Origin of the sequence: Streptomyces sp. NPDC001536 (assembly GCF_042894505.1) — a bacterium.
Taxonomy (GTDB): domain Bacteria; phylum Actinomycetota; class Actinomycetes; order Streptomycetales; family Streptomycetaceae; genus Streptomyces.
Genome location: NZ_JBIAVQ010000024.1, coordinates 74,566 through 96,948, shown reverse-complemented (window position 1 = coordinate 96,948; position 22,383 = coordinate 74,566). Strand labels below are relative to the sequence as shown.

Below are 22,383 nucleotides of genomic sequence, written 5' to 3'. Positions count from 1 at the left end.
CTCTCGAAGCCCGCAGCACCGTCGTCATGCCCGGAGTGCCTGCTACGGGCGCGGGATGAATCTCTTACGGGCGCAGGACGAGCTTGCCGCCGGGGTGGCCGGCTTCGCTCAGCTCCTGCGCCTTGGCCGCGTCCGCAAGCGGGAAGCTCTGGGCGATGCGGACGCCCAGTCGGCCGTCGGCGGCGAGGCGGGCGTAGTCGGCGAGCTGGGGGCCGAACGCGCCGTCAGCGGAAATGAACGCGACGCCCCGCCCAAGGGCGGCGTGGTCGGCGACGGTGACAATGCGGTCGGTGGTGCCGCCGCGCAGTTCGATGGAGACGTCCACGACCCCGTACCCGGTCACGTCGTAGACGGCGTCGATGCCCTGCGGAGCCACGGTACGGACCCGGTCGGCGAGACCGTCGCCATAGGTGACGGGGAGGGCGCCGAGGGAGCGCAGGTAGTCGTGGTTGGCCTCGGAGGCCGTGCCGATGACGGTGGCCCCGCGGGCCACGGCCTGCTGGACGCCGACGGAGCCGACCACGCTGGAGGCACCGTGCACCAGCACCGTCTCACCCTTGGTCACCCCGATGGTGTCCAGCGCTCGTTCCGAGGTCCTGGTGGCCACGGGCAGCGCGGCAGCCGTCTCCCAGTCGAGGCCGGCCGGCTTGGGCGCGAAGTCCTCGGCCAGCGCGTACTGGGCGTAGGAGCCGGTGACGGTATAGCCCAGCACCTCGTCCCCCACCGAGACACCGGTGACCCCCTCGCCGACCTCGTCGACGATGCCGGCAGCCTCCGAGCCGGGGGTGACGGGGAAGGACGCGGGCAGGAAATCCCGCATGTAGCCGCGACGGAGCTTGAAATCGACGGGGTTGACGCCGCCGGCCATGACCTTCAGCCGTATCCGCCCGGGGCCGGCGTGCGGCTCCTCGACCTCCACGAGCCGCAGAACCTCCGGGCCGCCGTGCTCCTCGTACTGGATCGCCTTCACGTCCACCCCTTCCATCCCATGCGTGCGCCACCGTTCAGGCGGCTCGTGAACAACACCTCCGACTTCTAGAATACGATACTAGAATACAACTCCGACAGAGTGGCCCAGGCCGGGAAAGGCCGGGCGCGTGGACAGCGACTCCGTGGCCGACAGGGCTGCGGCCAGTCGCGGGGCAGGTGGCGTCGTCGTGGGTGCGGCAGACCGTCGCCCCGGCAGGGCCCTGGCAGGGGTGGTCGCCCCGGCCCGAGGAACCGTCCGGGCCGCGAAGTGAGCTCAGCGCCGACTTGCCGCACCTGTCGCAAGCAGTCCGTTGCCCACGATCGCCGCCAATGATTCCGCCGCGGCCGCGAGGTGTCCCGGCGAGGCAGGCTCGGGCCTGCCCAGACGCCGCGCCAGAGGCACCTCCACCATTCCCGATACGGCAGAGTCGGAGCGATGTAGTGCTCGTACACGTAGTCCAACCGCTCGCTGTCCAGGGTGAACTCGTTGACCAACATCCGTCCGACCAGCGGCGCGTCCGCCGCGGTCCGGCAGAAACCGGAGACGATCTGCCGCAGACACTCGGCGTCGTCGACCGAGCCATCCCCCTGCGGCAGGCGCGCCGGCTGCGCACTCAGCGCGTGGTCCATCACAGCACGCCAGAAGGCCGCCTTGGACCCGTACCGGTCGTTGATGAAGTTGTGGCTGACACCCGGGCGCCGGGCCAACTCCCGCGCGGAGGCTTGGTCGTAGACCGGCTCCGCGAAGGCCTCCAGCCCGCGCAGCAGGATGCTCTCCTCGCCGGGCACCGCGGGAGTGTTCGCACCGGGGCGCCCCGCCCGTCGAGCGGATTCGGCCCTTGCTCCAACCGTTTGCTCGCGCGGCAGGCACAGCCCTGCGGTTGTCTCACACACCCCGCAAGGCCCCCCGAGCGCGTGGCCGGTCAGGATGCGGCGTGCCCTCGACGCGGGCTTCAGACGCGGCCTGTCGAGTCTCCCCCGCGCGATGGCCGGCGCCGGTCGCCGTGCTGTCCGAGGAGCAGCCGCGCCATCTCATCGAGGGAAGAGTGCGCCGAACCCGCCGTGGGCACGGCCGGGGCATCGACGACATCGGGACGCCCGGCCACAGGTCAGGTCACGCGCCGGAGCCCGTCCTGGCCGCGGGATCCAGCCCTGTCGCTCGCAGCCCGCCACTTTGTGCCGCAAGGCCGTTTCGGCGCGCGGACCGTTCCGTCGTATGCGGACGCCGAGGCGCGCGTCTCGCTCGCCGTCGGCCGACGGGCGGATCGTGCCGGGCCAGCGGCTCCCCCGGACGCACCGTCACTGTGCAACGTCCCGTCACGTCGTCCGGAGTCGGTCCAGGGTCAGGCCGTCTCCCGGGTACCTTCGCGTTCGATGCCCAGGTGCTCGATCGCCGAGGTCATGTGCGCGTGCAGGATCTCCTGGGCCGCTGTCGCGTCTCCGCGCGCGATCGCGTCGGCGATGGGCGCGTGGGAGGCAGCGGACATGGTTACATCACGGCGTTCACCTGCGGCACTCATGATGACGACGCGCATGGGTCCCTCGAGTTGCCGCCAGGTCTTCACGAGTATCGAGTTGCCGGACTGTTCGCACAACACTGATGCGGACGCGGTGGAACCGCGGTACCACCTGGAGTCCTCCTGCAGATCTGGTCGACGGCCTTGAGGTGCTCGTGGACACGCTCACCATGGAGCCAACTCGGTGTGCGGCCCTTCGTGGACACGAGCGCCTCGGTGCGGTCGACCCATGTCGCGCTGGAGGCGGGCTGGAGCGCATACTCGGTGACGACCCCCGCCTGCCTCCTCACAGGTACCGACACCAGGTACTGGTGGCCCATCGCGGGAACCGACGCACTGCTCCGGATCTCACATCGCACGACGGGCCGTCCGCGGGTGACGTCGAGCGACCGCACGTGGCGCACCGGCAAGGCCCATGGCATGAGCGTGGCGTGACGGGGCTCGTCGCGACGTTCGTCAAGACGCGCCGGAACTTCCGTTTCGTGAAGTCGCGCTCGACCGGCGCCCACTCGTTGCCGATCACTTGCCCGGCGCCACTCACCAGTTCGCAGCGCACGATGGCATCGCGGAGCGTCCCATAGGCCTCGCCGCTGCCGCCCTTGGCGATTCACCCCGCCTGAAGGCGCAGCCTGTCGTGACCTCTGGCGTCAGCCGAGCGCGTCCGTTCACTCGGGTGCGCTCGGCCGGGCGAGGCCCAGGTCGTAGGCGAGGATGACGGCCTGGATGCGGTCGCGGGCTCCCAGCTTCGCCAGGACACGGCCTACATAGGTCTTCACGGTTGACTCCGACAGCACCAGACGCTCGGCGATCTCACCGTTGGTCCAGCCCTGACCGATGGCGACGAAGATCTCGCGTTCGCGTTCGGTCAGCGAGCGGACCCTGGGGTCGTCGTCCGGTGTGCGGCTGGGCGAGGCCTGGGGCAGGTGCTGGGCGTAGGTGTCCAGCAGCCGGCGGGTGAGTGCCGGGGCGATGACGGCGTCGCCGCCCGCGACCGCGCGGATCCCGGCCAGGAGTTCATCGGGTTGGGCGTCCTTGAGGAGGAAGCCGCTGGCTCCCGCGCGCAGGGCCGCGTGGGCGTACTCGTCCAGGTCGAAGGTGGTCAGGACGAGGACCCGGGAGCGGCCGCCGGACGCGATGATGCGGCGGGTGGCCTCGATACCGTCCATGCCGGGCATCCGGACGTCCATGAGGATCACGTCGGGACGGAGTTCGGCGGCCATGCGGACGGCCTCGCCGCCGTGTTCCGCCTCACCGACGACCTCTGTGCCGGGAGAACTCTCCAGAAGCATGCGGAAGCCGAAGCGCTGCAGCGGCTGGTCGTCCACGATGAGCACCGTGGTCACTCCGCACCACCCGTGTGGGCAGGACGGGGCAGGCCGGTGATCGGGGTGAGGTCGAGGACGGCTCGCACCGCCCAGCCTCCGCCGGGAGCAGCTCCCGCGGTGACGGTCCCGTTGTACAGGGCTGCGCGTTCTCTCATACCGGTCAGGCCTTGTCCGTGGTCTCGGGATTGTTCCGGCCGTGCGGCTTGCGGACGCGGGCCGGTGTCCTGGACGTCGATGCGCAGTTCCATGTCCCGGGCGGTCACCGTCAGGTCGATGCGCGTGTCGCGGCCCGCGTGTTTGAGGGCGTTGGTGAGCGCTTCCTGGACGATACGGTAGACGGTCAGCTGGACACCACGGTCGAGGTTGTCCAACTCGCCGCTGGTGCGGTAGACGACCTGCGGGCCGGCGGCGCGGATACGGGCGCACAGGGCGTCGATGTCCGCGAGGCGCGGCTGCGGGCTGAGCTGGGCGGTGTCGGCGGTGTGCTGGTCGCGTAGGACGCCCAAGGTGCGACGCAGTTCACCCAGTGCCTGGCGTCCGGTGTCTCCGATCATGAGCAGGGCCTGTTTGCCGCGTTCGGGGGTGAGGTCGGCCGCCCGCGCACCGCCGTCCGCGAGCGTGATGATGACGGAGAGGTTGTGGCCGACGATGTCGTGCATCTCGCGGGCGACTCGGGTGCGTTCGGCGGCGGCGGCCAGTTGGCTGCGCTGGTCACGTTCGATCTCCAGGCGGGCCGCGCGGTCGTGCAGGGCCGCCAGCTGGGCCCGCCGCACGCGTACGACGAGACCCAGCGCGACCGCGGCGACGACGGTGGTGCCCAGGAAGAACATCCCGTCCACGATCGACACCTCACCCCTCAGCCGCACGGCGACCAGCCCCATGGCGAGGACCGGCGCGGCGCAGGCCACGGGCAGATGGCGCGGCCGCCCGTGCAGCGCCAGGTGGTAGAGGGCGATGAGCACGGCCATCCCGGCGCGCAGCCAGACCCCCAGAGCGCACACCACGAGGAACACCGCGGCGATCATGACGAAGGTCAGGGCAGGCCTTCTGCGCCGCCACAGCAGGGGCAGCAGCAGGCCCGCCTGCAGCGCGACCGTCCCCGGCCAGGGCAGGCGGGTGAAGTCGACGTCGAACTCCTCCGGCTGCTGCGGGGAGATCAGGTCTGGCACGCACAGCACGAGAGTCAGGACGACAACCAGACCGGCGTCCAGCAGCCACGGACGCTTCTGGTCGATCTCCCTGAAGCGCTGCCCGATACAGGACGCCCGCCTGACCAGAGGGTGGTCCCACCTGGCCTCGATTCCTCCCGGTGACGGGTGGGAGGCCGTCCCCGGCAGGGTGGCGTCGTCGGTGCTCATGGGCTGTCCCCTGTCCATCGTGGCTCAGAACGGCCGGGGGGGGGGGGGGGGGGGGGGGGGGGGGGGGGGGGGGGGCGGCCCGCCGGGGGGGGGGGGGGGGGGGGGGGGGGGGGGGGGGGGGGGGGCGGGGGGGGGGGCGGGGGGGGGGGGGCGGGGCGGGCGGGGGGGGGGGGGGGGCGGGGGCCGGGGGGGGGGGGGGGGGGGGCGGCGGGGGGGGGGGGCCCGGCGCCCGGGGGGCCCGGGGGGGGGGGGGGGGGGGCCCCCGCCCGGCCCCCCCCCCCCCCCCCCCGAGGGGAAGGGCCGGGTCACGCATCTTTCCGCACCAGACGGTACGCGGCGCCGGCCAGTGCGAGCGCGGCCCAGCCGAGGAGGACCAGGAGCCCGGCGCTGGGCGAGAGGCTCGCCGCGTCGTGGGTCAGTGAGTACAGCGACTCACCCGCGTTGGTGGGCAGGTACTTGTTGACGTCGTCCTCCCACGAGTTGGGCAGCAGCGAGGTCAGATTGGGCACCAGCATCAGCGTGCCGACCAGGACGGAGATGCCGCCCGCGACGGAGCGGAACAACGCGCCCAGCGCGGTGCCGATCACGGCGATCAGGCCGAGGTACACACCCGCGCCCAGCAGGCTGCGGACGACACCGGAGTCGGACAGCGAGAGTTCCGCCGCGGTGCCGGAGACCAGTTCGTTCCCGATCAGGAAGGCGACCAAGGCACCAATGGTGCCGACGGCGAAAGTGACCAGGCCGAACACCGCCGACTTCGACCACAGCACCGGCAGCCGGCGCGGGACGGCGGCGAGCGTGGAGCGGATCATGCCGGTGGAGTACTCGCCGGCGGTGACCATCACGCCCAGAATGCCGAACGCCATCTGCGCGAGGGAGATACCGAACAGGGACAGGCCCAGCGCGTCGGCGTTGCTCAGGTCCCCGCCCGGTCCGCCGTCGTCGAGGCCACTGCCGGACCCGTACTGCGCAGCGGCGATGACACCGAACGAGATCAGGAACACCAGACCGAGAGCCAGGGTGATCCAGGTGGAACGAAGGGTCCACAGTTTGGCCCACTCCGAGCGCAGCACCCGCAGTCCGGTGACCTTGTACCGCGGACGTGCCTGCTGTGTGGCCTCGGGCGAGGACGGGGACGTCGTGGTGGCGTCGTGGGTCTCGGTCATCGTGGTCATGCCGCCCTCCCAGGGGTGTCGACGGTGCCGGCGCCGTGGTACTCGACGGCGTCGTGGGTCAGTTCCATGAACGCCTGCTCCAGGGAGACGGCCCTGGAGCTGAGCTCGAACAGGGGGATGCCGTGCTCGGCGGCCTTGAGGCCGATGGCACGCGCGGACAGGCCGGTGACGTGCAGGTGCTCGGAGCCGACCTCGCCGGTGATCTCGACACCGGGCCCGGAGAGGACCTCCCGCAGACGGGCGGGCTGGTCGCAGGCCACGGTCACGGCGTCCCCGCCGTACTGCCGCACCAGCTCCTGCACGGTGGTGTCGGCCAGCAGACGCCCGCGTCCCACGATGATCAGGTGATCGGCGACCAGCGCCATCTCGCTCATGAGGTGGGAGGAGACGAAGACGGTACGGCCCTCTTCGGCAAGCCCGGTCAGCAGGTTGCGGATCCACAGCACGCCGTCGGGGTCCAGCCCGTTGACCGGTTCGTCGAGCATGACCGTGGCCGGATCGCCCAGCAGCGCCGCGGCGATGCCCAGCCGCTGGCCCATGCCGAGGGAGAAGGCGCCGGCCCGCTTCTTGGCCACCGCCTGCAGCCCGGTCATCTCGATGACCTCCTCCACCCGGCGCCGCGGAATACCGTGAGTGTGGGCCTGCACCATCAGGTGGTCGAACGCGGACCGGCCCGGATGGATCGACTTGGCCTCCAAAAGCGCGCCGATCTCCTGCAACGGCGCCGAGTGCCGGTCATAGCGCTTGCCATTGACCGTCACACTGCCGCCCGACGGTGCGTCCAGCCCGACGATCATGCGCATGGTGGTGGACTTGCCGGCCCCGTTCGGGCCGAGGAACCCGGTGACGGTGCCGGGCCTGACGACGAAGTCCAGGCGGTCGACCGCCATCTTCTCGCCGTACCGCTTCGTCAGTTGCTGCGCCTCGATCATGGTCACTACCTCGCATCTGGCTACCGGCCCCTGGCGGGCTTCGTTCACCACAAACGCTAGGAGTCCGGGAGCCGCGCATCTTGGTACCCAGGGGAGCAATGACGCGGACGCGGTGGTACCGCGGTACCACCCGCAGCGGAACCTCCGTACCGGCCCCGGCACTTGTCTGGTCGCCGCCTGCCGCGGCCCGGAAGCGACACGGTGAGTCCAACCCGCGCGTGGAACGGCGGCGGGGCGAACTCCCCCACCACGCGGGGACCGGACAAGAGCCCGGCGCGGACGGCCATGCTCTGCGGGCATGTCGGACGGTGGCGTACCGACTGCGACACCTGCGGCCGTGAAAGCAGTTCGCGTTCCTGAGCGGGGGCGCACCTCACCATGCCAGACCTGGTCGACGGCCTTGAGATGCTCGTGGACACGCTCGCCATGGAGCAACCCCTCGTGTGCGGCCCTTCGTTGAGCTGCGCGATCGCGCTGTCCTGCGCACTGTGCCATTCCGGCCGTGCGCCTTCTCCCGCGCTGGTGGACACGGGCGCCACGGCGCGGTCGGCCCATGCCGCGCTGGAGGCCGGGCCGAATGCATGCTCGGTCTGGACCCACTCAGTGCTCTGCGGCCCTGTCATTGTTTCCCCCTGTGCCCGGGGACCGATCCCCTCCTGGCTTGCTTTCCTGTCACGCTAGGAGCCGGTCGACCGGAAACGGTGGTACCCGGGGAGCCAATGACGGCCCGGCCTTGGTACTGCGGTGCCACCGCCAGGCAGTGGGAGCATTCCCGCGCCGAGAACGACCCCGGCCACGGCTGCTTCCGCAGCCCGGCTTCGAGTCCCGGAGGGACGCGGGGCCTCTGGGCCGAGCAGCCGTACCGCTACGACGGGAAGAGAGCGCCGCCAGGCCATCGACCACCGCGTCCGGGCGGGCGGCGGGAGGCTGTTCGCGATCCGCTCCAGCGGCCCGGAGGACCTGTCCTCCGACTTGGTCCGCGAGTCGCTCACGACCGGGGTGCAGCCCTTCTGCCCGGAGGGCGCCTTGTCTTGGTAGACCTCAAGGCTTGCGTAGGGCCCTGTCGTCATTCCAGCCCGCGTCTGCCCGGGGCCCAGAACGGCTTGGTGAGGACCGACCGCCGGTCCCAGCCTGCCTCCCGTACGAGCACCTGCCGCACCGCTTGCACGGTCCGCGCCTCCCCGGCGACGTACGCGACGCCGCCGGGCGCAGGAGCGAGTCGCCGTACCGAGGCCGGCAGCGATGTATCGCCCCTGACCAGCCAGTCGAGGCGGTCGCCGTGGGCAAGCGGCAGCCGGTCCGCCGGCGTCGCCGTCTCCACGCAGCCCGAGACCCGTGCGCCCTCGGGGAGCGCGGCCAGCATCGCCCCGAAGGCGACGGCCGCGGTCTCGTCCCCGGCGAAGAAATGGTGCGTGGCGTCCGGGCGCAGCACGAAGGAGCCCTCCGGCCTGCTCAGCCGCACCTGGTCTCCCACCGCGGCGGTCCGCCCCCACCGGGCGCCGGGCCCGGCGCCCGGATGATCCAGCACGCACAGCTCGACGGCACCGGCGGGTTCGTAGTGCCACACCGAGTACGTACGCCGGGTCAGCCCGTTGCCCACCAGTACGCGCACCTGCTGTCCGGGGCGCACCATCAGTCCGGCGAGCGCGTCGCCCTCGATGCGGAGACGGCGCATGCGGGCGGCTATCGGCTCGGTGGCCGTGACGGTTCCGCGCAGCATCAGCAGGTCGAGGACGGGATCCAGCAGGGCGGGCATGGTGGGCTCCGGGTGGGAGAGGGACAACCGGACGACGAGGGAGGGGAGTTCTGACACGATCGGGTGCAGCGGTCGCTGCGGTCACCGCACCGAGCTCAGTGGCATGACCCTGCGGTACGTCGGCACCGCGATCGCCGCGACCGCGACGTGCATCAGGAGCAGTGCCACCACACCGGTCACCTCGCCGTCGCCGAACTGGAAGAAGTCCGGAACGAAGGAGACCACGACGACCGACGGGACGAGCCGGCGGAGCAGCCGTTCGGGATCGCGGGAAAACCTGCGGATGACGGCCCATCCGACGGCTCCTCCCAGCACTCCCAGCGTGGTCAGGAAGATGTACGACGAGGGCTCCAACGGGTCGAAGTCATCCGGTGCACCCAGGGCGTGCGCCAGCACCGCGATCAGCGCGTTCACCAACGAGGACAGCAGGATGGCGATGACCACACCTCCCGCCACCACGAGCGGACCCTGACGTGAGGGAAGCGTCTCAGAAACACGGGACATGGCAACTCCAGGTTGTGAGAAGGACATTGGTCAGCTCTTGGGGCTGCTGGTGGCAGCCACCTGGTGAAGGAGACGGCCGGCGTCGACGCCGGTACGCCTGTCGGCCGCGCGCCGCGTCGCCGCCACGAGGTAGGTGACGGCGACGGCGAAGACCAGCAGTGCGGTCCAGTCGTTCAGGCGCAGGCCGAGAATGTGGTGGGCCTCGTCCACCCGCAGGTACTCGATCCAGAAGCGGCCGACGGTGTACGCGGCGGCGTACAGCGCGAACGCCCGGCCCCGGTCGAGGTGAAAGCGGTGGTCGGCCCACAGGACCAGGGCGACCACGCCGAGACACCACAACGACTCGTACAGGAACGCGGGATGGTAAGTGGCCAGGTCCGGGGTGGCCTCCGGCCGGTGCGCGGGGTCGATCTCCAGGGCCAAGGGGAGATCGGTGGCCCGCCCGTAGAGCTCCTGGTTGAACCAGTTGCCCCAGCGGCCGATGGCCTGGCCCAGCGCGATGCCGGGAGCGACGGCGTCGGCGAACGCGGACAGGGCAACGCCCTTGCGGCGGCAGCCGATCCAGGCTCCGACGGCGCCGCCGGCGATGGCGCCCCAGATGCCGATGCCTCCGTCCCAGATGAAGAGGGCCTTGACGGAATCGCCGCCTTTGCCGAAGTACGGCTCGCTGGACGTGATCACGTGGTAGACGCGGGCGCCGACCACACCGAACGGGACCGCCCACATTGCGATGTCCGTCACGACGGTCTTCTCTCCGCCGCGTGCGGCCCAACGACGGCCGCCCAGCCACACCGCGGCGGCGATGCCGAGGATCAGCATCAGTGAGTAGCCGCGCAGCGGCAGCGGACCCAGGTGGATCTCGCCGATGGACGGGCTGGGAATGAAGGCCAGGGGCACGGGTGGTTCCTCACGAGGGGCGGTGGAGCAGCAGGCCGTCGGCCGCGGGGCCGATCGTCGCCGCCCGCGCCCCTTACACACATCGACCGATCGACGCGCTCTTCGTCCACCGATCGGTGGACCCGCCCCCGCTGGCCGGCTGATTCGCCCGCTACGAGGGTGCGCCTACTCTGATGGTCATGGCATTGCAACAGGCGTGGGAGTGGGAGCGGTGGAAGGTCATGGGGCAGCACGCCTTCTTCGCCACCGTGCTCGCCCTGTCCATGCCGGGTGCGCTGGCCGGGGCGGACATGACGACCGGCGCGGCGCTGTCGCGGATCGGCCCGGCGGTGGGGCTCGCCCTTTGGTACGCGTACTGGATCGCGCTGCGCGGCGGCGCCGATCGCCCGCCGCTGCCCTACCTCGTCGGGGCCTTGGCCGGGTGGGCGTTCATGGCCGTGGTGGATCCCGCGTTCCTCCCGGTCGCCGTGGCGGTGCTGAGCCCGTACTGGCTGCGGCGGGCCTGGTGGTCGGCGGGCGGGGTGCTGGTGCTGGGCGCCGCCTGGTCATGGCAGAGCCTCACCACCAACGGCTCCGTCGACGTGCGGGAGCTCACCGGCTGCGTCCTCGGCACCGCGGTGGCGGTCACCATCACCTGCTACGTCGCCACCCTCGACCACGAGAGCCACAAGCGGCAGCGGCTCCTGGACGAACTCACCGCCACCCAGGCAGAACGCGCGGCAGCGGAACGGCAGGCGGGCACCCTGGCCGAGCGTCAGCGCCTGGCCCGGGAGGTCCACGACACGCTCACTCAGGGGTTCGCGTCCATCGCCATGCTGCTGGACGCCGCACGCGACGATCTGTCACCCGACTCCCCTGCGGCCCGCCGCGTCGAGCAGGCCATGCGCACGGCCCGGGACAACCTCGTCGAGAGCCGCCGCCTCGTGCACGCGCTGCGCCCCGCCCCGCTGGACCGCACGCACCTGGCGGACGCGGTGCGCGAACTCACCACCCGGCTCGCGGAGGAGACCGGCACCGAGGCCTACACCGTCATGACTGGCCGACCGGTCGCCCTGCCCCCCACTACCGAGGGCGAATTGCTGCGCGTCGTGCAGGAGGCACTGACCAACGCCCGGCGCCACGCCCGCCCCGTGAGTGTGTCGGTCACGCTCTCCTACCTCGGCGATGTCCTGGCGATCGACATCCAGGACGACGGCACCGGTTTCGCACCCGCTTCCCGGCATACGGGCATCGGGCTGAACACCATGCGGGAGCGCATCGCCGCGCTGGACGGCACGTTCGCGGTGGAAAGCGCCCCGGGCGAGGGTACGACCGTCGCCGTCACGGTGCCGCTCCCCGTCGAGCCTCCGTCCTCCGAACCCTCAGCCGCCGTGTCGGGCACCGAACATATGGCCCCCGCGCCATGAGGACTTCGACCGGCCCCACGATCCGGGTCCTCCTCGCCGACGACCACCCCGTGGTCCGCGACGGGCTTGCCGCCATGCTCTCCACCCAGCCCGACCTCACGGTCGTAGGCGAAGCCTCCACCGGTGCCGAGGCACTGCGCCAGACCGCCGCACTCGCACCCGACGTCGTGCTGATGGACCTGCAGATGCCCGGCATGGACGGCACCGCCGCGACCGCCGCCATCCGCGCCGCCCACCCCGAGGTGCAGGTACTCGTCCTGACGACCTACGACACGGACGCCGACATCACCGCCGCGATCGACGCCGGCGCGGTCGGCTACCTGCTCAAGGACACCGCACGACACGAGCTCTGCGAGGCCGTCCGTACCGCCGCCCGGGGAGGCGCGGCACTGTCCCCGACGGTCGCCGCCAAGGTCCTCGCCCATATGCGCGGCGACCGGGGCGCCGGCCTGTCCGGCAGGGAACTCGAAGTCCTGTCCGCCGTGGCCCGGGGACAGAGCAACAAGCAGATCGCCCGCGCCCTGCGCCTGTCCGAGGCCACGGTCAAGACCCACCTGCTGCACATCTACACCAAGCTCGACGTCGGTGACCGCACCGCCGCTGTCACCGCCGCACTCGGCCGGGGGATCATCCGCATGGACTGAGCGCCGGCGATGTCGTCGTGCTGTTCGCCGTTGCCGCTCCGCGAACGTCGCCTGCTGACAGGAACGTTCGCCGCCTCGGACCACCGGACCTGTCACTCGATCACCACCGCGCTGTCGGCGAGCGGACGTGCCTACCGGCTGTGCACCCGAGCCGACAGCGTCCCGCACACCGGACACGCGGCCGTTCATGGTCGCGGTTGGTCGTTCAGCCGTACGGTGACGAGGACGCGGCCCTTGTCGCCTCGCTGGGCGACGGCATGGCCATCTCGATCCGCTCCTTCCAGCTGGAGCGATATCGGACCTCCGTCCCCCGTGAAGTTGCGCCACCAGTTCTTGGCGTCAGGGAAGGCCACGGCGATCGTGACGATGTCACCTTTGCGCCGGTAGGCCACCGGAGTGCTGAACGTTCGTCCCGACCGCCGCCCCGTGTACGTGACGACGGTGAGATGGCGACGGACCCACCTCCCCCACCGACGCGACGAACGGAGTCTCACGACCCAGGCGTTAAAACCGCCGACCGCTCGCCGCCTCAGTCCCCCACTGTTCCGCATGATGCCTCCCGTGCTCGGTTCCCGATCGTGATCCTGGTGGCCGACCGGAGCTTGCAGACTGCCCGTGACCCCGTAACTGCTCCCAGGTGCCGTCTGCCAACCACAGCCGGCGCCGGCGTCCAAGGCGGTGATCGGAGGACACGGCCGTCCCCCGATCACCGCAGACATGACGAGCTGGGACGTTCAGCGCCCCGCGTTCCAGACGAGCGGCGCCTTGTGGATCCACGTGGCCTGCTCGACGGTGTCCAGCAGGAAGCCGGCGAGGTCGCCGCGGTTGATCCGCGTACCCGGCTTGTCGGTCCCGGCCTCGGCGGCCCGCACCGGGGTGACGACGGGCTTGTCGGCGAGCAAGACAGCCCGGACGAGGGTCCAGTCGGTGTCGGAGGCGCGCACGACCTCGTCCACGCCGTCGTGGTCGTCGAAGGTGGCCTTGAGGTTGGAGAACTTGACGAGGGCCTTGAAGGCCGGGTTGACCGAGGCCCGGCCGTCTCCGGTGTTCTGCGTGGAGGTGAGGACGATCCGGCGGATGTTCTGCTCGCCCATCACGGTCAGGGTGTTGCGGGTGGCCTCGGTCATGAACGTGGGCGGGCTGACGGACTTGGCCCAGGGGTTGTCGGATGCACGGGAGTTGTTGAGCACGCTGATCACCGCCTCGCTGCCCTGGGCGGCCTTGCGGATGTCGTCGATGTTCGAGGGCGTGCCCTGGATCAACTCGGCGCCGACCGGAGCCTGGAGGGCGTCGGGGTTGCGCACCAGCGCGCGGACCCGGTGGCCGCGTGCGGCGGCCTGAGTGAGCACATGTATTCCGGTGCGGCCACTGCCGCCGAGGATGAGCAGGTTGGTCATGACACTCACCTGAGTAGGGGTCAGACGATGGACGTGGCTTGGGCGGTCGCGGGACGGAAGCGGTCGCGCTGCGGCCTGGCGGAGGAGGTCGATGAACACAAGTGCCTCGTCCGCCTTGCCGCGCAGGGACGGGTTTCAGAGGCGGGTGGACGGCTCGGGTTCCGGGGCCGGACTGTCCGGCGACGGGGCCGGGAGGGGGTCGTCCGGCGGGTCGACGGAGAGGTGGGGCATCCTGCGGTCCAGCCAGGCCGGGAGCCACCAGTTGGCCTTGCCGAACAGGTGCATGGATGCCGGGACCAGGATGGTGCGCAGGACGAAGGCGTCCAGGGCGACCGCAGCGGACAGGCCGATACCGAACTCGGCGATCGTGCGCTGGCCGCCGAAGACGAAGGCGATGAAGACGCAGACCATGATGGCGGAGGCGGCGGTGATGACCCGCGCGGTCTCCACCTGGCCGACGCGCACCGCTCGGGCGCTGTCCTTGGTGTGCACCCACTCCTCGTGCATCCGGCTGACCAGGAACACCTGGTAGTCCATGGACAGGCCGAACAGGATGGAGATCATCATCACGGGGAGGAAGGCCTCCACCGGACCTGCCCGGCCGAGCCCCATGGCTTCCGAGCCCCAGCCCCACTGGAACACCGCGATCAGGATGCCGAAGGATGCTCCGGCGGCCAGCAGGTTCATCACCGCCGCGACGGCCGGGATCAGCAGGCTGCGGAAGGCGAGCATGAGCAGCAGCCCGCCGAGGATGACGATCACCGCGATGAACAGCGGCAGCTTGCCGGTGAGCACGGTCGCGAAGTCATCGAAGATCGCGGTCTGTCCGCCGACGTGGACCTTCAGGGCGGTGCCCTTCTCGGCTGCGGGGATCACCTCGTCCCGCAGGCGGTCGATCAGGTCGGAGGTCTCCTTGTCTTGCGGGGAGGTGGTGGGGACGACCTGGACGATGCCCACCGTGGAGCCGGGCCCGATGGGCATCGGGTTGACGCTCGCGACCCCTTCGACGTTCTCCAGCCGGGCGGACAGTTCCGTCAGGGCGGCCTTGTCCGCGGCCGAGGGGGCCTCGGCGACCAGCTGCAGCGGCCCGTTGAAGCCGGGGCCGAATCCGTCGGCCAGCAGGTCGTAGGCCTTGCGGGTGGTGGTGGACGCCGGGTTGTTGCCCGCGTCGGACGACCCCAGGCGCAGGGAGAACACGGGAAGGGTGAGGGTGACCATCACCACCAGTGCGACCAGGGACAGCACTCGCGGGCGCCGCTCGACCAGAGCGGCCCAGCGGACCCAGGGGCCGGACGTCGCGTTCTCGGGCAGTGGCTCGCCCGCGGCCAGCCGGCGCCGTGCCCGCCGCCCGAGAACGCGGGTGCCGAGCAGTCCCAGCAGGGCCGGAAGCAGGGTGACCGCGGCGAGCACGGTCAGCGCCACCGTCAGCGCCGAGGCGACGGCGACTCCGTTGAGGAATTCGGTCTGGAGGACGAACATGCCGAGCAGGGCGATGCAGACGGTGCCGCCGGCGAACAGGACGGCACGCCCCGAGGTGTTCACCGCTCTGACCAGGGCATCCTGGACGTCGAGCCCGGCCTGCAGGCCCTTGCGGTGCCGGGTGACGATGAACAGGGCGTAGTCGATGCCCACACCGAGGCCGATGAGTGCGGACAGGGTCGGGGCGATCTCACCGATGGTCATCGCATGGCTGAGCAGGCCGGTGGCGAGGATGGCGGTGCCTACCCCGGCCACCGCGGTCAGGATCGGCAACAGCATGGCGAACAGCGAGCCGAAGGCGAAGAAGAGCACTACGGCGGCTGCCAGCACGCCGACGATCTCACTGCTGGCCGGCGGTGTCTGCTCGGTGCTCTCGATCGCCTGGCCGCCCAGTTCGACCTGCAGGCCGTCGGTTCTGGCCGCCTCAGCGGTGTCGATCACCCGTTGGATGTCCGCATCGTCGAGTTCCTGCTGAAGTTTGGCGAAGTTCACCTGGGCGTAGGCGGTACGGCCGTCCTTGCTGATCTGGGCCGCGCCCTGCCGACTGTAGGGGCTGGTGACACTGCTGATCTCGGGCAGTTTGGCGATCTTGTCCAGGGTGTCAGTCATCCGCTCCTTCGTCGCGCTCTCGCGCACGGAGCCGGAGTCGACGTGCCAGACCACGGTGTCCGTGTCGCCGGCCTGAGCGGGGAAGGACGACCTCAGCAGGTTCAGGGCCTTGGTGGACTCGGTGTCCGGCAGTGAGAAGGTGTTGTTGTAGGCGCTTCCGGCGCCCTGCGATGCGGCGACGAGTCCGCCGAGCAGGCCGAGCCAGAGCAGCACGACGACGAGCCGGTGTCGGTAGCACCAGCGTGCGAGAGTAGACAATGGGGCTCCACAGGTGGGTAGTTCGGCAGGTGCCGACACACGGAACGGGCCGACTCTCGCCCGGCGGTGACACCCCTACTCCGTGCGGGGGTCGTGACGCTCCCGCCAAGAGCCGGGCCCGGTCATCGCGGGGGAGACAGTGAGGTCAGCGGGTGGCGCTCGTCGACAAGTCGGCGAGATGCCGGGGCTCTTCCCCTGTCAGAGGCCGCCCTGTGGCATCGATCGCGAAGACCTCCACGGTGGTTTCCTCACACCGGCAGCGTGCTGGTTTCGCCGCCGTCGGCGAAGATGACCGCGCCGTTGGTGGTGCTGCCCTGCAGCGGGGTGCTGGCACTCATCGCGTTCTCACTTTCTGTCCGCGCAGGTTGTGCCTATGGCCAGAAACTATGCACCACAGATGTTCTGCTGACAAGACGATCTGGTGGGCTGTGTGAGTGCGGTAGATTGACCGGATGAGCGCATCCCCTTCCTCTGCCAACGGAGCCGGGCTCGAGTCGGAGCTGGGGTGGGCTCTCCGCATGATCTCCTCAAGCTTCGTTCGCATGGCCACCAGTGGCATGGAGGAGCTGCCCGGTGGGCACCGGGGCTACCTCGTCCTGGTCGCCCTGGCCTCTGGTGAGCCCCCCTCCCAACTCGCACTCGCGCAGCAGGTGAACCTCGACCGCACCGTCATGACCTATCTGCTCGACGATCTCGAAGCCCGTCAGCTGATCACGCGCAGGCCCGACCCCCGCGACCGGCGGGCACGTCAAGTCCTGATCACTGAAGAGGGACGCACCCACCTCGCACGCGCCCAGCACAGCCTCTCCCTCGCCGAGGCACGCCTGCTCGCCGACCTCGACGAGGACGACGCCCGCCAACTCCGCCATCTCCTCATGCGGGTGGCCCAGACGGCTCAGCGCGAGGCGCTCGCCCCCGAGAGTGACTGCTGAGCAGACCCGAGGCCCCAGGCGGAGTGTCGCCAGGTCAACTCCCACCATGCGGCGACCTTGCCCGACGCGTTCCGGTGAGCCGGGCGCCGGCCACGCCGCAGGGGCAGGGCCTCCGCATCGCGCCCGGCGGACCTGCCGTCAGCGCCACGGGCGGCCGCCAGCCGCGCCGATGGCGTAGCCGTACTTCAGCGACCCCGCACGACGCGGCAGGTCGTCCCGGTGGGCCAGCGAGCAGGCCCGCGGGAGGGACCGGCGTCCAGATCGAGCGGCAGCGCACTCATGCGCTCGACGAGGTCACGATCACCTGGCCCGCGGCCCTCCTTGTTCCACGCGGTCAGCCGAGTCCGTCGGCCCCGACCCGGACGGCGGACTCGTCCAGCAGGGAGCTGCTCACCGGCTGCTGCCGCCCGTCGAGGTCGAGGACCGGGGTCGCCTCCTTGTACCAGGACTCGATGACGGCGTTGCCCCAGAAGTCGCGGCGGCGGTCGTCGTGGACGCTCCACCGGTACGTCTCGTGGTCCGGGTCGCCGGTGTAGTAGTCGGAGGTGTAGATCTCCACCCGGTGGCCGTCGGGATCGCGCAGGTAGACGTAGAAGGCGTTGGAGACACCGTGCCGGCCGGGCCCGCGCTCGATGTGCTTCTCCTCGTGCAGCGCGCCGAAGATGTCGGCGGTCCGCAATACCTGGTGGGACTCGTGGGTGGCCACCCCGAGGTGGTGCAGGCGGGGGCCCGCGCCACCGGTGAAGGCCACGTCGTGGACGGTCTGCTTGCGGTACATCCAGGCGGCGTACAGCTCGTGCTCGTCGCCCTCGATGGTCTCCGAGCAGCCGAAGCCGAGGGACTTGTAGTGGGCGTAGGCGGCCGGGATGTCGGGGGTGCAGATGTTGAAGTGGTCCAGGCGGGCGATCTGGGCGCCGCGATGGAGGTCGTAACGCTGGATGAGGCGCTCACCACGCTCGATCTCGTGGAAGAACTCGACCGGGAAGCCGAGCGGGTCGACGACGCGTACGGCGTCTCCCACTCCGACCGTGCCCTCGCCCTTCTTCAACCGCTTGACGGGGCGCCCGAGTTCGGTGAAGAACTTCTCCGCCTTGTCGACGTCCTCAGGGGTGCGGACGCGGTAGGAGATGTGGTCGAGAGCGGCGATCTCCCCCTTGCGCAGCACGAGCGAGTGATGAGTGAGCTCGTCGGTCCCGCGCAGGTAGAGCGAGTCGGCGTTCTCGTACTGGACATGGAATCCGAGCATGTCCACCCAGAACCAACGGGCCTTGGCCAGGTCCGTGACGGCCAGTTGGGCGTAGGCGGAGCGGACCACGTCGGGTGCCGTTGTGCTCATGAGGCGGCTCCGAAGCGGGGGGTGTGGACGTCGCCGAGAGCGACGTGGACGATCTTCGACTCGGTGTAGAAGTCGATGCTGTGGGCGCCGCCCTCGCGGCCGACGCCGGATGCCTTGACTCCCCCGAAGGGGGTGCGCAGATCGCGGACGTTGTGGGAGTTGATCCAGATCATTCCGGACTCGACGGCGTGCGCGATGCGGTGGCCGCGCTTGAGGTCCGAGGTCCAGATGTACGCGGCCAGGCCGAACTGGGTGGCGTTGGCCAGCTCGACCGCCTCGGCCTCGTCATCGAAGGGCGCGACGGCGACGACGGGGCCGAAGATCTCCTCCTGGAAGATACGGGCGTCACGGGACACGTCGGCGAACACGGTCGGCTGGAGGTAGTTGCCCTCGGACAGGTGGTCCGGGCGGATCCCGCCCGCCACCAGCCGGGCCTCCTTCCTGCCGATCTCGACGTAGTTCAGGACGCGCTCGTAGTGCTCCGTGTGGACCAGCGCCCCCACCTCGGTGGCAGGGTCGGAGGGCAGGCCGACCCTGACCCGCTCGGCGCGCTCGGCGAGGCGGCGGGTGAACTCCTCGTACAGCGGGCGCTCGACGAGCACCCGGGAACCCGCCGTGCAGCGCTCGCCGTTGAGCGAGAACACGCCGAAGACCACGGAGTCCAGGGCCGCTTCGAGGTCGGCGTCGGCGAAAACGACGACCGGGGACTTGCCGCCCAGCTCCATCGACGTGGTCTTGAGGTGCTCGGCCGAGGAACGGATGATGTGGCGGCCCGTGTCGGTCGAGCCCGTGAAGGAGATCAGGGGCACGTCCGGGTGGTCGACGAGGGCCTGCCCGGCCTCCTCACCGATGCCGTGGACTATGTTCACGACTCCGGCCGGCACACCCGCATCGGCGAAGATCTCCGGCCACAGCGAAGCCGACAGGGGCGTCCACTCGGCGGGCTTGAGCACGAGCGTGCAGCCGGAGGCGAGGGCCGGCGCGAGCTTCCAGCTCTCCAGCATGAACGGGGTGTTCCACGGAGTGATCAGGCCGGCGACCCCGACCGGGGTGCGGACCACGTAGCTGAACTGCTCCTCGCCCTGCCGGAAGGCCTCCTCCCCGAGCGCCACGATGACGTCGGCGAAGTAGCGGAAGTTCTCCGCCGCGCGCCGGGCCTGGCCCTTGGCCTGGGTGATCGGCAGACCCGAGTCGTACGACTCGAAGCGGGCGAGCCGGTCGTGGCGGGCCTCGACTGCGTCGGCGACGCGGTACAGGACGCGGGCACGCTCACGGTTGGATATGGACGACCAGCCGGGGAAGGCGGCCTGCGCCGCCTCGACGGCCCGCTGGACGTCGTCCCGCGCACCGCGTGCGGCCTGTGTGTAGACGGTGTTGGACACCGGGTCGGTGACATCGAAGGCGCGGCCGTCGGCCGCGTCGACGAGTTCGCCGCCGATCCAGTGCCGGATGGTCGAGGGCAGGCCCTCGGGGGCGGCGCTCACTTGTCGGCTCCGTTCTGCTGCGGTGCGAGCCGCTGCGTCAGGTCCCCGCCCTCGGCGAGGAGGGCGCGAATACAGGTCAGGCCCGGGGCGGTAGGCGTGATGAGCGGTGGCCGTACATGAGGCGAGGCGATCCGTCCCTGCTGGGCAAGGACCCACTTCGCCGGGGCCGGGTTGGTCTCCACGAACAGCAGGTCCACCAGCGGGTGCAGGCGGTAGTGGAGGTCACGTGCGCCGTCGAAGTCCCCGGCCTCCCACAGCTCGTACATCCTGGCCACGGCGCCCGGCGCCAGGTTGGCGACGGCGCTGACGAAGCCGGCGCCGCCGAGGGCGAGCAGCGGCAGGCACAGGAGCTCGATGCCGGACCACACCAGCAGCGAGCGGCCGCAGGCGTGCAGCACGCGCGAGAAGTGCTCGAAGTCCTTGGTGGTCTCCTTGACCCCGACGAAGTTGTCGAAGTCGGTGAACAGCCGCTTCACCGTCTCCGGCGCGATGTCGACGGCCGTGCGCGAGGGCACGTTGTAGGCGACGATCGGCAGGTCCGGGAACTCCCGGGCCACCCTCGCGTACCACTCGTAGAGGGCCTCCTGCGTGGGCCGCGCGTAGTACGGCGTGATGACCAGGGCCGCGTCGGCGCCCAACTCCTGGGCCGCGGCGGTGAGTTCCAGGGTCTCGTTCAGCTTGTGGGAGCCGGTTCCGGGCAGGAAGGGCACCCGGTCGCCGATCTCCTCGACGGCCGTACGCATCGCGGCGATCCGCTCGGCGACGGTCTGCGCGCTGGGCTCGCCGGTGGAGCCGCCGAGCGAGATGCCGTGCGAACCGGAGTCCAGCTGGAAGCGGATCAGGGAGCGCAGGCTGTCGTGGTCGACGGCGCCCTCGTCGGTGAACGGGGTGACGACCGGGGCGATGGATCCGCGGATGGCGGACGGGTCACTGCGGAACTTCATGCGGATTCTCCTTGCGAGGCTTGCGAGGGGTCCTGGCTGCGGCGCCACTGGTCGAACGGTTCGCGCCAGTCGGGACCGAGGGGATACAGCCCGTCGACGCTGTGCCCGGCACGCACCTGCTCGGTGATGAAGCGCTCCCGCAGCTCCTGCTCCCCGCAGTCGGCGATCAGCTCCTCGGCCAGCTCGGGCGGTACGACCACGACGCCGTCCGCGTCACCGACGATCAGGTCGCCGGGCTGCACCAGGGCGCCGCCGCAGGCGATGGGCACGCCTGTGTCCCAGGGGACGTGGCGGCGGCCCAGGACGGAGGGGTGCTCCCCGCCGTGGTAGACGGGCAGGCCGAGTTCGGTGACCGCGGCGCTGTCGCGCAGGCCGCCGTCGGTGACGACCCCGGCCGCACCACGCATCTGGGCACGCAGTGCGAGGATGTCACCGAGGGTCCCGGCGGAGGTGTCGCGGCGGGCGTCCATCACGAGCACATGGCCCGGCCGCAGCTCCTCGATCGCCCGCTTCTGGGCGTTCATGCCGTTGCCGTACTTGTTGAAGAGGTCCTCGCGCAGCGGCAGGTAGCGCAGGGTGTGCGCGACGCCGACCATGGTCCGGTCCGGCAGCGTGGGGCGGACGCCGTCGATGGACATGTGCGGCAGGCCGCGGGCACGGAGCTGTGCGCTGAGGGTGGCGACGGCGACCGAGCGCAGTCCCTCCTCGATCTGCTTGTCCAGCAGCGGCGTAGGCGTGTACGCCGTCCCGTACGCGGCCTCATGCTCCGCCGGATCGGCCTTGGGCATCGCCCCGTACGGCTCCAGGGCGGGGCCGGCGGCGACGGGATTGCGCAGGCGTCCGGTGGACAGCCCGTTGCCCGACACCTCGACCTCGACCACATCACCGGGGGCGACCACGGAGGCGCCGGCCGGCGTGCCGGTGAGGATGACGTCCCCCGGCTCCAGGGTGACCTGCCTCGACAGGTCCGCGATCAGCTCGCCGAACGGGAACAGCAGAGTGTCCGTGGTGTCGTCCTGGACCAGCTCGCCGTTGACCCAGGTCCGCAACCGGAGGGCGGCCGGGTCGAGTTGGCGGGCGTCCAGCAGGCGCGGCCCGATGGGAGTGAAGCCGTCTCCGCCCTTGGAACGGAGGTTGGAACCGCGGTCGGCGTAGCGCAGGTCGTACACGCCCGCGTCGTTGGCGGCGGTCACCCAGCGCACGTACTGCCAGCCGTCCTCGGGCCTGACTCGCTGCGCGCGCGAGCCGATGACGAGGGCGATCTCGCCTTCGAAGCCGAGGAGTTCGCATCCTTCGGGGCGGACGAGCGCCTCCTTGGTGCCCGCCAACGACGAGGGTGGCTTGAGGAAGTAGGAGGGGTGAGCGGGGATTCGGCCGCGCTCCTTGGCGCGGCTGGGGTAGTTGAGATGCAGAGCGATGATCTTCGACGGGGGGTTCCCGAGCGGGTGCGTCATGTCGTCC

At 70.7% G+C, this 22,383-nt stretch carries 20 protein-coding genes; 4 read left to right on the top strand and 16 right to left on the bottom strand.

Features of this window, described 5'->3' with window-relative positions; all coding sequences use genetic code 11:
* Window positions 1-64: 64 nt before the first annotated feature.
* Together ACFY0U_RS42460 and ACFY0U_RS42455 are read right to left on the bottom strand one after the other, a co-directional pair.
* Complete coding sequence (locus ACFY0U_RS42460; protein WP_388645442.1) at window positions 65-970, bottom strand: NADP-dependent oxidoreductase; 906 nt, start codon at window positions 968-970, stop codon at window positions 65-67.
* 1,342 nt (window positions 971-2,312) lie between these two features.
* Complete coding sequence (locus ACFY0U_RS42455) at window positions 2,313-2,615, bottom strand: FCD domain-containing protein (RefSeq protein ID WP_388645469.1); 303 nt, start codon at window positions 2,613-2,615, stop codon at window positions 2,313-2,315.
* Between the two features lie 57 nt (window positions 2,616-2,672).
* On the opposite strand from ACFY0U_RS42455, the gene ACFY0U_RS42450 reads away from it, so the two are divergent.
* A complete protein-coding gene (locus ACFY0U_RS42450; RefSeq protein WP_388645440.1) occupies window positions 2,673-2,921 on the top strand; it encodes a hypothetical protein in 249 nt (82 codons plus the stop codon).
* Between the two features lie 230 nt (window positions 2,922-3,151).
* Here ACFY0U_RS42450 and ACFY0U_RS42445 read toward each other — a convergent pair whose 3' ends face one another.
* From ACFY0U_RS42445 to lgt, 7 genes are all read right to left on the bottom strand, one after another.
* Window positions 3,152-3,829, bottom strand: a complete 678-nt coding sequence (locus ACFY0U_RS42445) for a response regulator transcription factor (protein WP_189935505.1) — start codon at window positions 3,827-3,829, stop codon at window positions 3,152-3,154.
* Window positions 3,826-5,169 (bottom strand): sensor histidine kinase, encoded by a 1,344-nt coding sequence (locus tag ACFY0U_RS42440; RefSeq protein WP_388645439.1) that lies wholly within the window; start codon window positions 5,167-5,169, stop codon window positions 3,826-3,828. Before ACFY0U_RS42440 ends, ACFY0U_RS42445 begins: the two co-directional genes overlap by 4 nt.
* 305 nt (window positions 5,170-5,474) lie before the next feature.
* Complete coding sequence (locus ACFY0U_RS42435; RefSeq protein ID WP_388645437.1) at window positions 5,475-6,344, bottom strand: ABC transporter permease; 870 nt, start codon at window positions 6,342-6,344, stop codon at window positions 5,475-5,477.
* A complete protein-coding gene (locus ACFY0U_RS42430; RefSeq protein WP_388645435.1) occupies window positions 6,341-7,276 on the bottom strand; it encodes an ATP-binding cassette domain-containing protein in 936 nt (311 codons plus the stop codon). Before ACFY0U_RS42430 ends, ACFY0U_RS42435 begins: the two co-directional genes overlap by 4 nt.
* 1,066 nt (window positions 7,277-8,342) lie before the next feature.
* Window positions 8,343-9,032 carry a siderophore-interacting protein gene (locus ACFY0U_RS42425; protein ID WP_388645433.1) on the bottom strand — a complete coding sequence of 230 codons (690 nt, stop codon included), beginning with the start codon at window positions 9,030-9,032 and terminating at the stop codon, window positions 8,343-8,345.
* An 81-nt stretch (window positions 9,033-9,113) separates the two neighbouring features.
* Window positions 9,114-9,536, bottom strand: a complete 423-nt coding sequence (locus ACFY0U_RS42420) for a DUF6069 family protein (protein ID WP_388645431.1) — start codon at window positions 9,534-9,536, stop codon at window positions 9,114-9,116.
* Between the two features lie 30 nt (window positions 9,537-9,566).
* On the bottom strand, window positions 9,567-10,433 hold the full coding sequence (lgt, locus tag ACFY0U_RS42415; RefSeq protein WP_388645429.1) for a prolipoprotein diacylglyceryl transferase: 867 nt from the start codon (window positions 10,431-10,433) through the stop codon (window positions 9,567-9,569).
* A 179-nt stretch (window positions 10,434-10,612) separates the two neighbouring features.
* Here lgt and ACFY0U_RS42410 point away from each other — a divergent pair, with 179 nt between their 5' ends.
* Both ACFY0U_RS42410 and ACFY0U_RS42405 read left to right on the top strand, forming a co-directional pair.
* Entirely contained in the window at window positions 10,613-11,839 is a 1,227-nt protein-coding gene (locus ACFY0U_RS42410; RefSeq protein WP_388645427.1) for a sensor histidine kinase, read from the top strand.
* Window positions 11,836-12,483: a response regulator gene (locus ACFY0U_RS42405; protein WP_388645425.1), complete on the top strand. Its 648-nt coding sequence runs from the start codon at window positions 11,836-11,838 to the stop codon at window positions 12,481-12,483. Before ACFY0U_RS42410 ends, ACFY0U_RS42405 begins: the two co-directional genes overlap by 4 nt.
* Window positions 12,484-12,668: 185 nt before the next feature.
* Here the strand turns inward: ACFY0U_RS42405 and ACFY0U_RS42400 are convergent, their stop codons facing one another.
* From ACFY0U_RS42400 to ACFY0U_RS42390, 3 genes are all read right to left on the bottom strand, one after another.
* A complete protein-coding gene (locus ACFY0U_RS42400) occupies window positions 12,669-13,034 on the bottom strand; it encodes a nitroreductase/quinone reductase family protein (RefSeq protein WP_388645423.1) in 366 nt (121 codons plus the stop codon).
* A gap of 183 nt (window positions 13,035-13,217) precedes the next feature.
* Window positions 13,218-13,880 (bottom strand): NAD(P)-dependent oxidoreductase, encoded by a 663-nt coding sequence (locus ACFY0U_RS42395; RefSeq protein WP_388645422.1) that lies wholly within the window; start codon window positions 13,878-13,880, stop codon window positions 13,218-13,220.
* A gap of 135 nt (window positions 13,881-14,015) precedes the next feature.
* Window positions 14,016-16,226, bottom strand: a complete 2,211-nt coding sequence (locus tag ACFY0U_RS42390; RefSeq protein ID WP_388645420.1) for an MMPL family transporter — start codon at window positions 16,224-16,226, stop codon at window positions 14,016-14,018.
* Window positions 16,227-16,768: 542 nt separating this feature from the next.
* Here ACFY0U_RS42390 and ACFY0U_RS42385 point away from each other — a divergent pair.
* Window positions 16,769-17,158 carry a MarR family winged helix-turn-helix transcriptional regulator gene (locus ACFY0U_RS42385; RefSeq protein WP_388645418.1) on the top strand — a complete coding sequence of 130 codons (390 nt, stop codon included), beginning with the start codon at window positions 16,769-16,771 and terminating at the stop codon, window positions 17,156-17,158.
* Window positions 17,159-17,492: 334 nt separating this feature from the next.
* On the opposite strand, the gene hpaD is transcribed toward ACFY0U_RS42385, so the two are convergent.
* From hpaD to ACFY0U_RS42365, 4 genes are read right to left on the bottom strand one after another with little or no spacing between them, the layout of a single operon-like run.
* The gene (gene hpaD / locus ACFY0U_RS42380) at window positions 17,493-18,494 is read right to left on the bottom strand and encodes a 3,4-dihydroxyphenylacetate 2,3-dioxygenase (RefSeq protein ID WP_388645416.1); all 1,002 of its coding nucleotides are present in this window, start codon (window positions 18,492-18,494) and stop codon (window positions 17,493-17,495) included.
* Window positions 18,491-19,978 (bottom strand): 5-carboxymethyl-2-hydroxymuconate semialdehyde dehydrogenase, encoded by a 1,488-nt coding sequence (hpaE, locus tag ACFY0U_RS42375; RefSeq protein WP_388645415.1) that lies wholly within the window; start codon window positions 19,976-19,978, stop codon window positions 18,491-18,493. The genes hpaD and hpaE overlap by 4 nt, the downstream gene beginning before the upstream one ends.
* A complete protein-coding gene (gene dapA, locus ACFY0U_RS42370) occupies window positions 19,975-20,922 on the bottom strand; it encodes a 4-hydroxy-tetrahydrodipicolinate synthase (protein WP_388645413.1) in 948 nt (315 codons plus the stop codon). Before dapA ends, hpaE begins: the two co-directional genes overlap by 4 nt.
* On the bottom strand, window positions 20,919-22,376 hold the full coding sequence (locus ACFY0U_RS42365) for a fumarylacetoacetate hydrolase family protein (protein ID WP_388645411.1): 1,458 nt from the start codon (window positions 22,374-22,376) through the stop codon (window positions 20,919-20,921). The genes dapA and ACFY0U_RS42365 overlap by 4 nt, the downstream gene beginning before the upstream one ends.
* Window positions 22,377-22,383 lie beyond the last annotated feature (7 nt).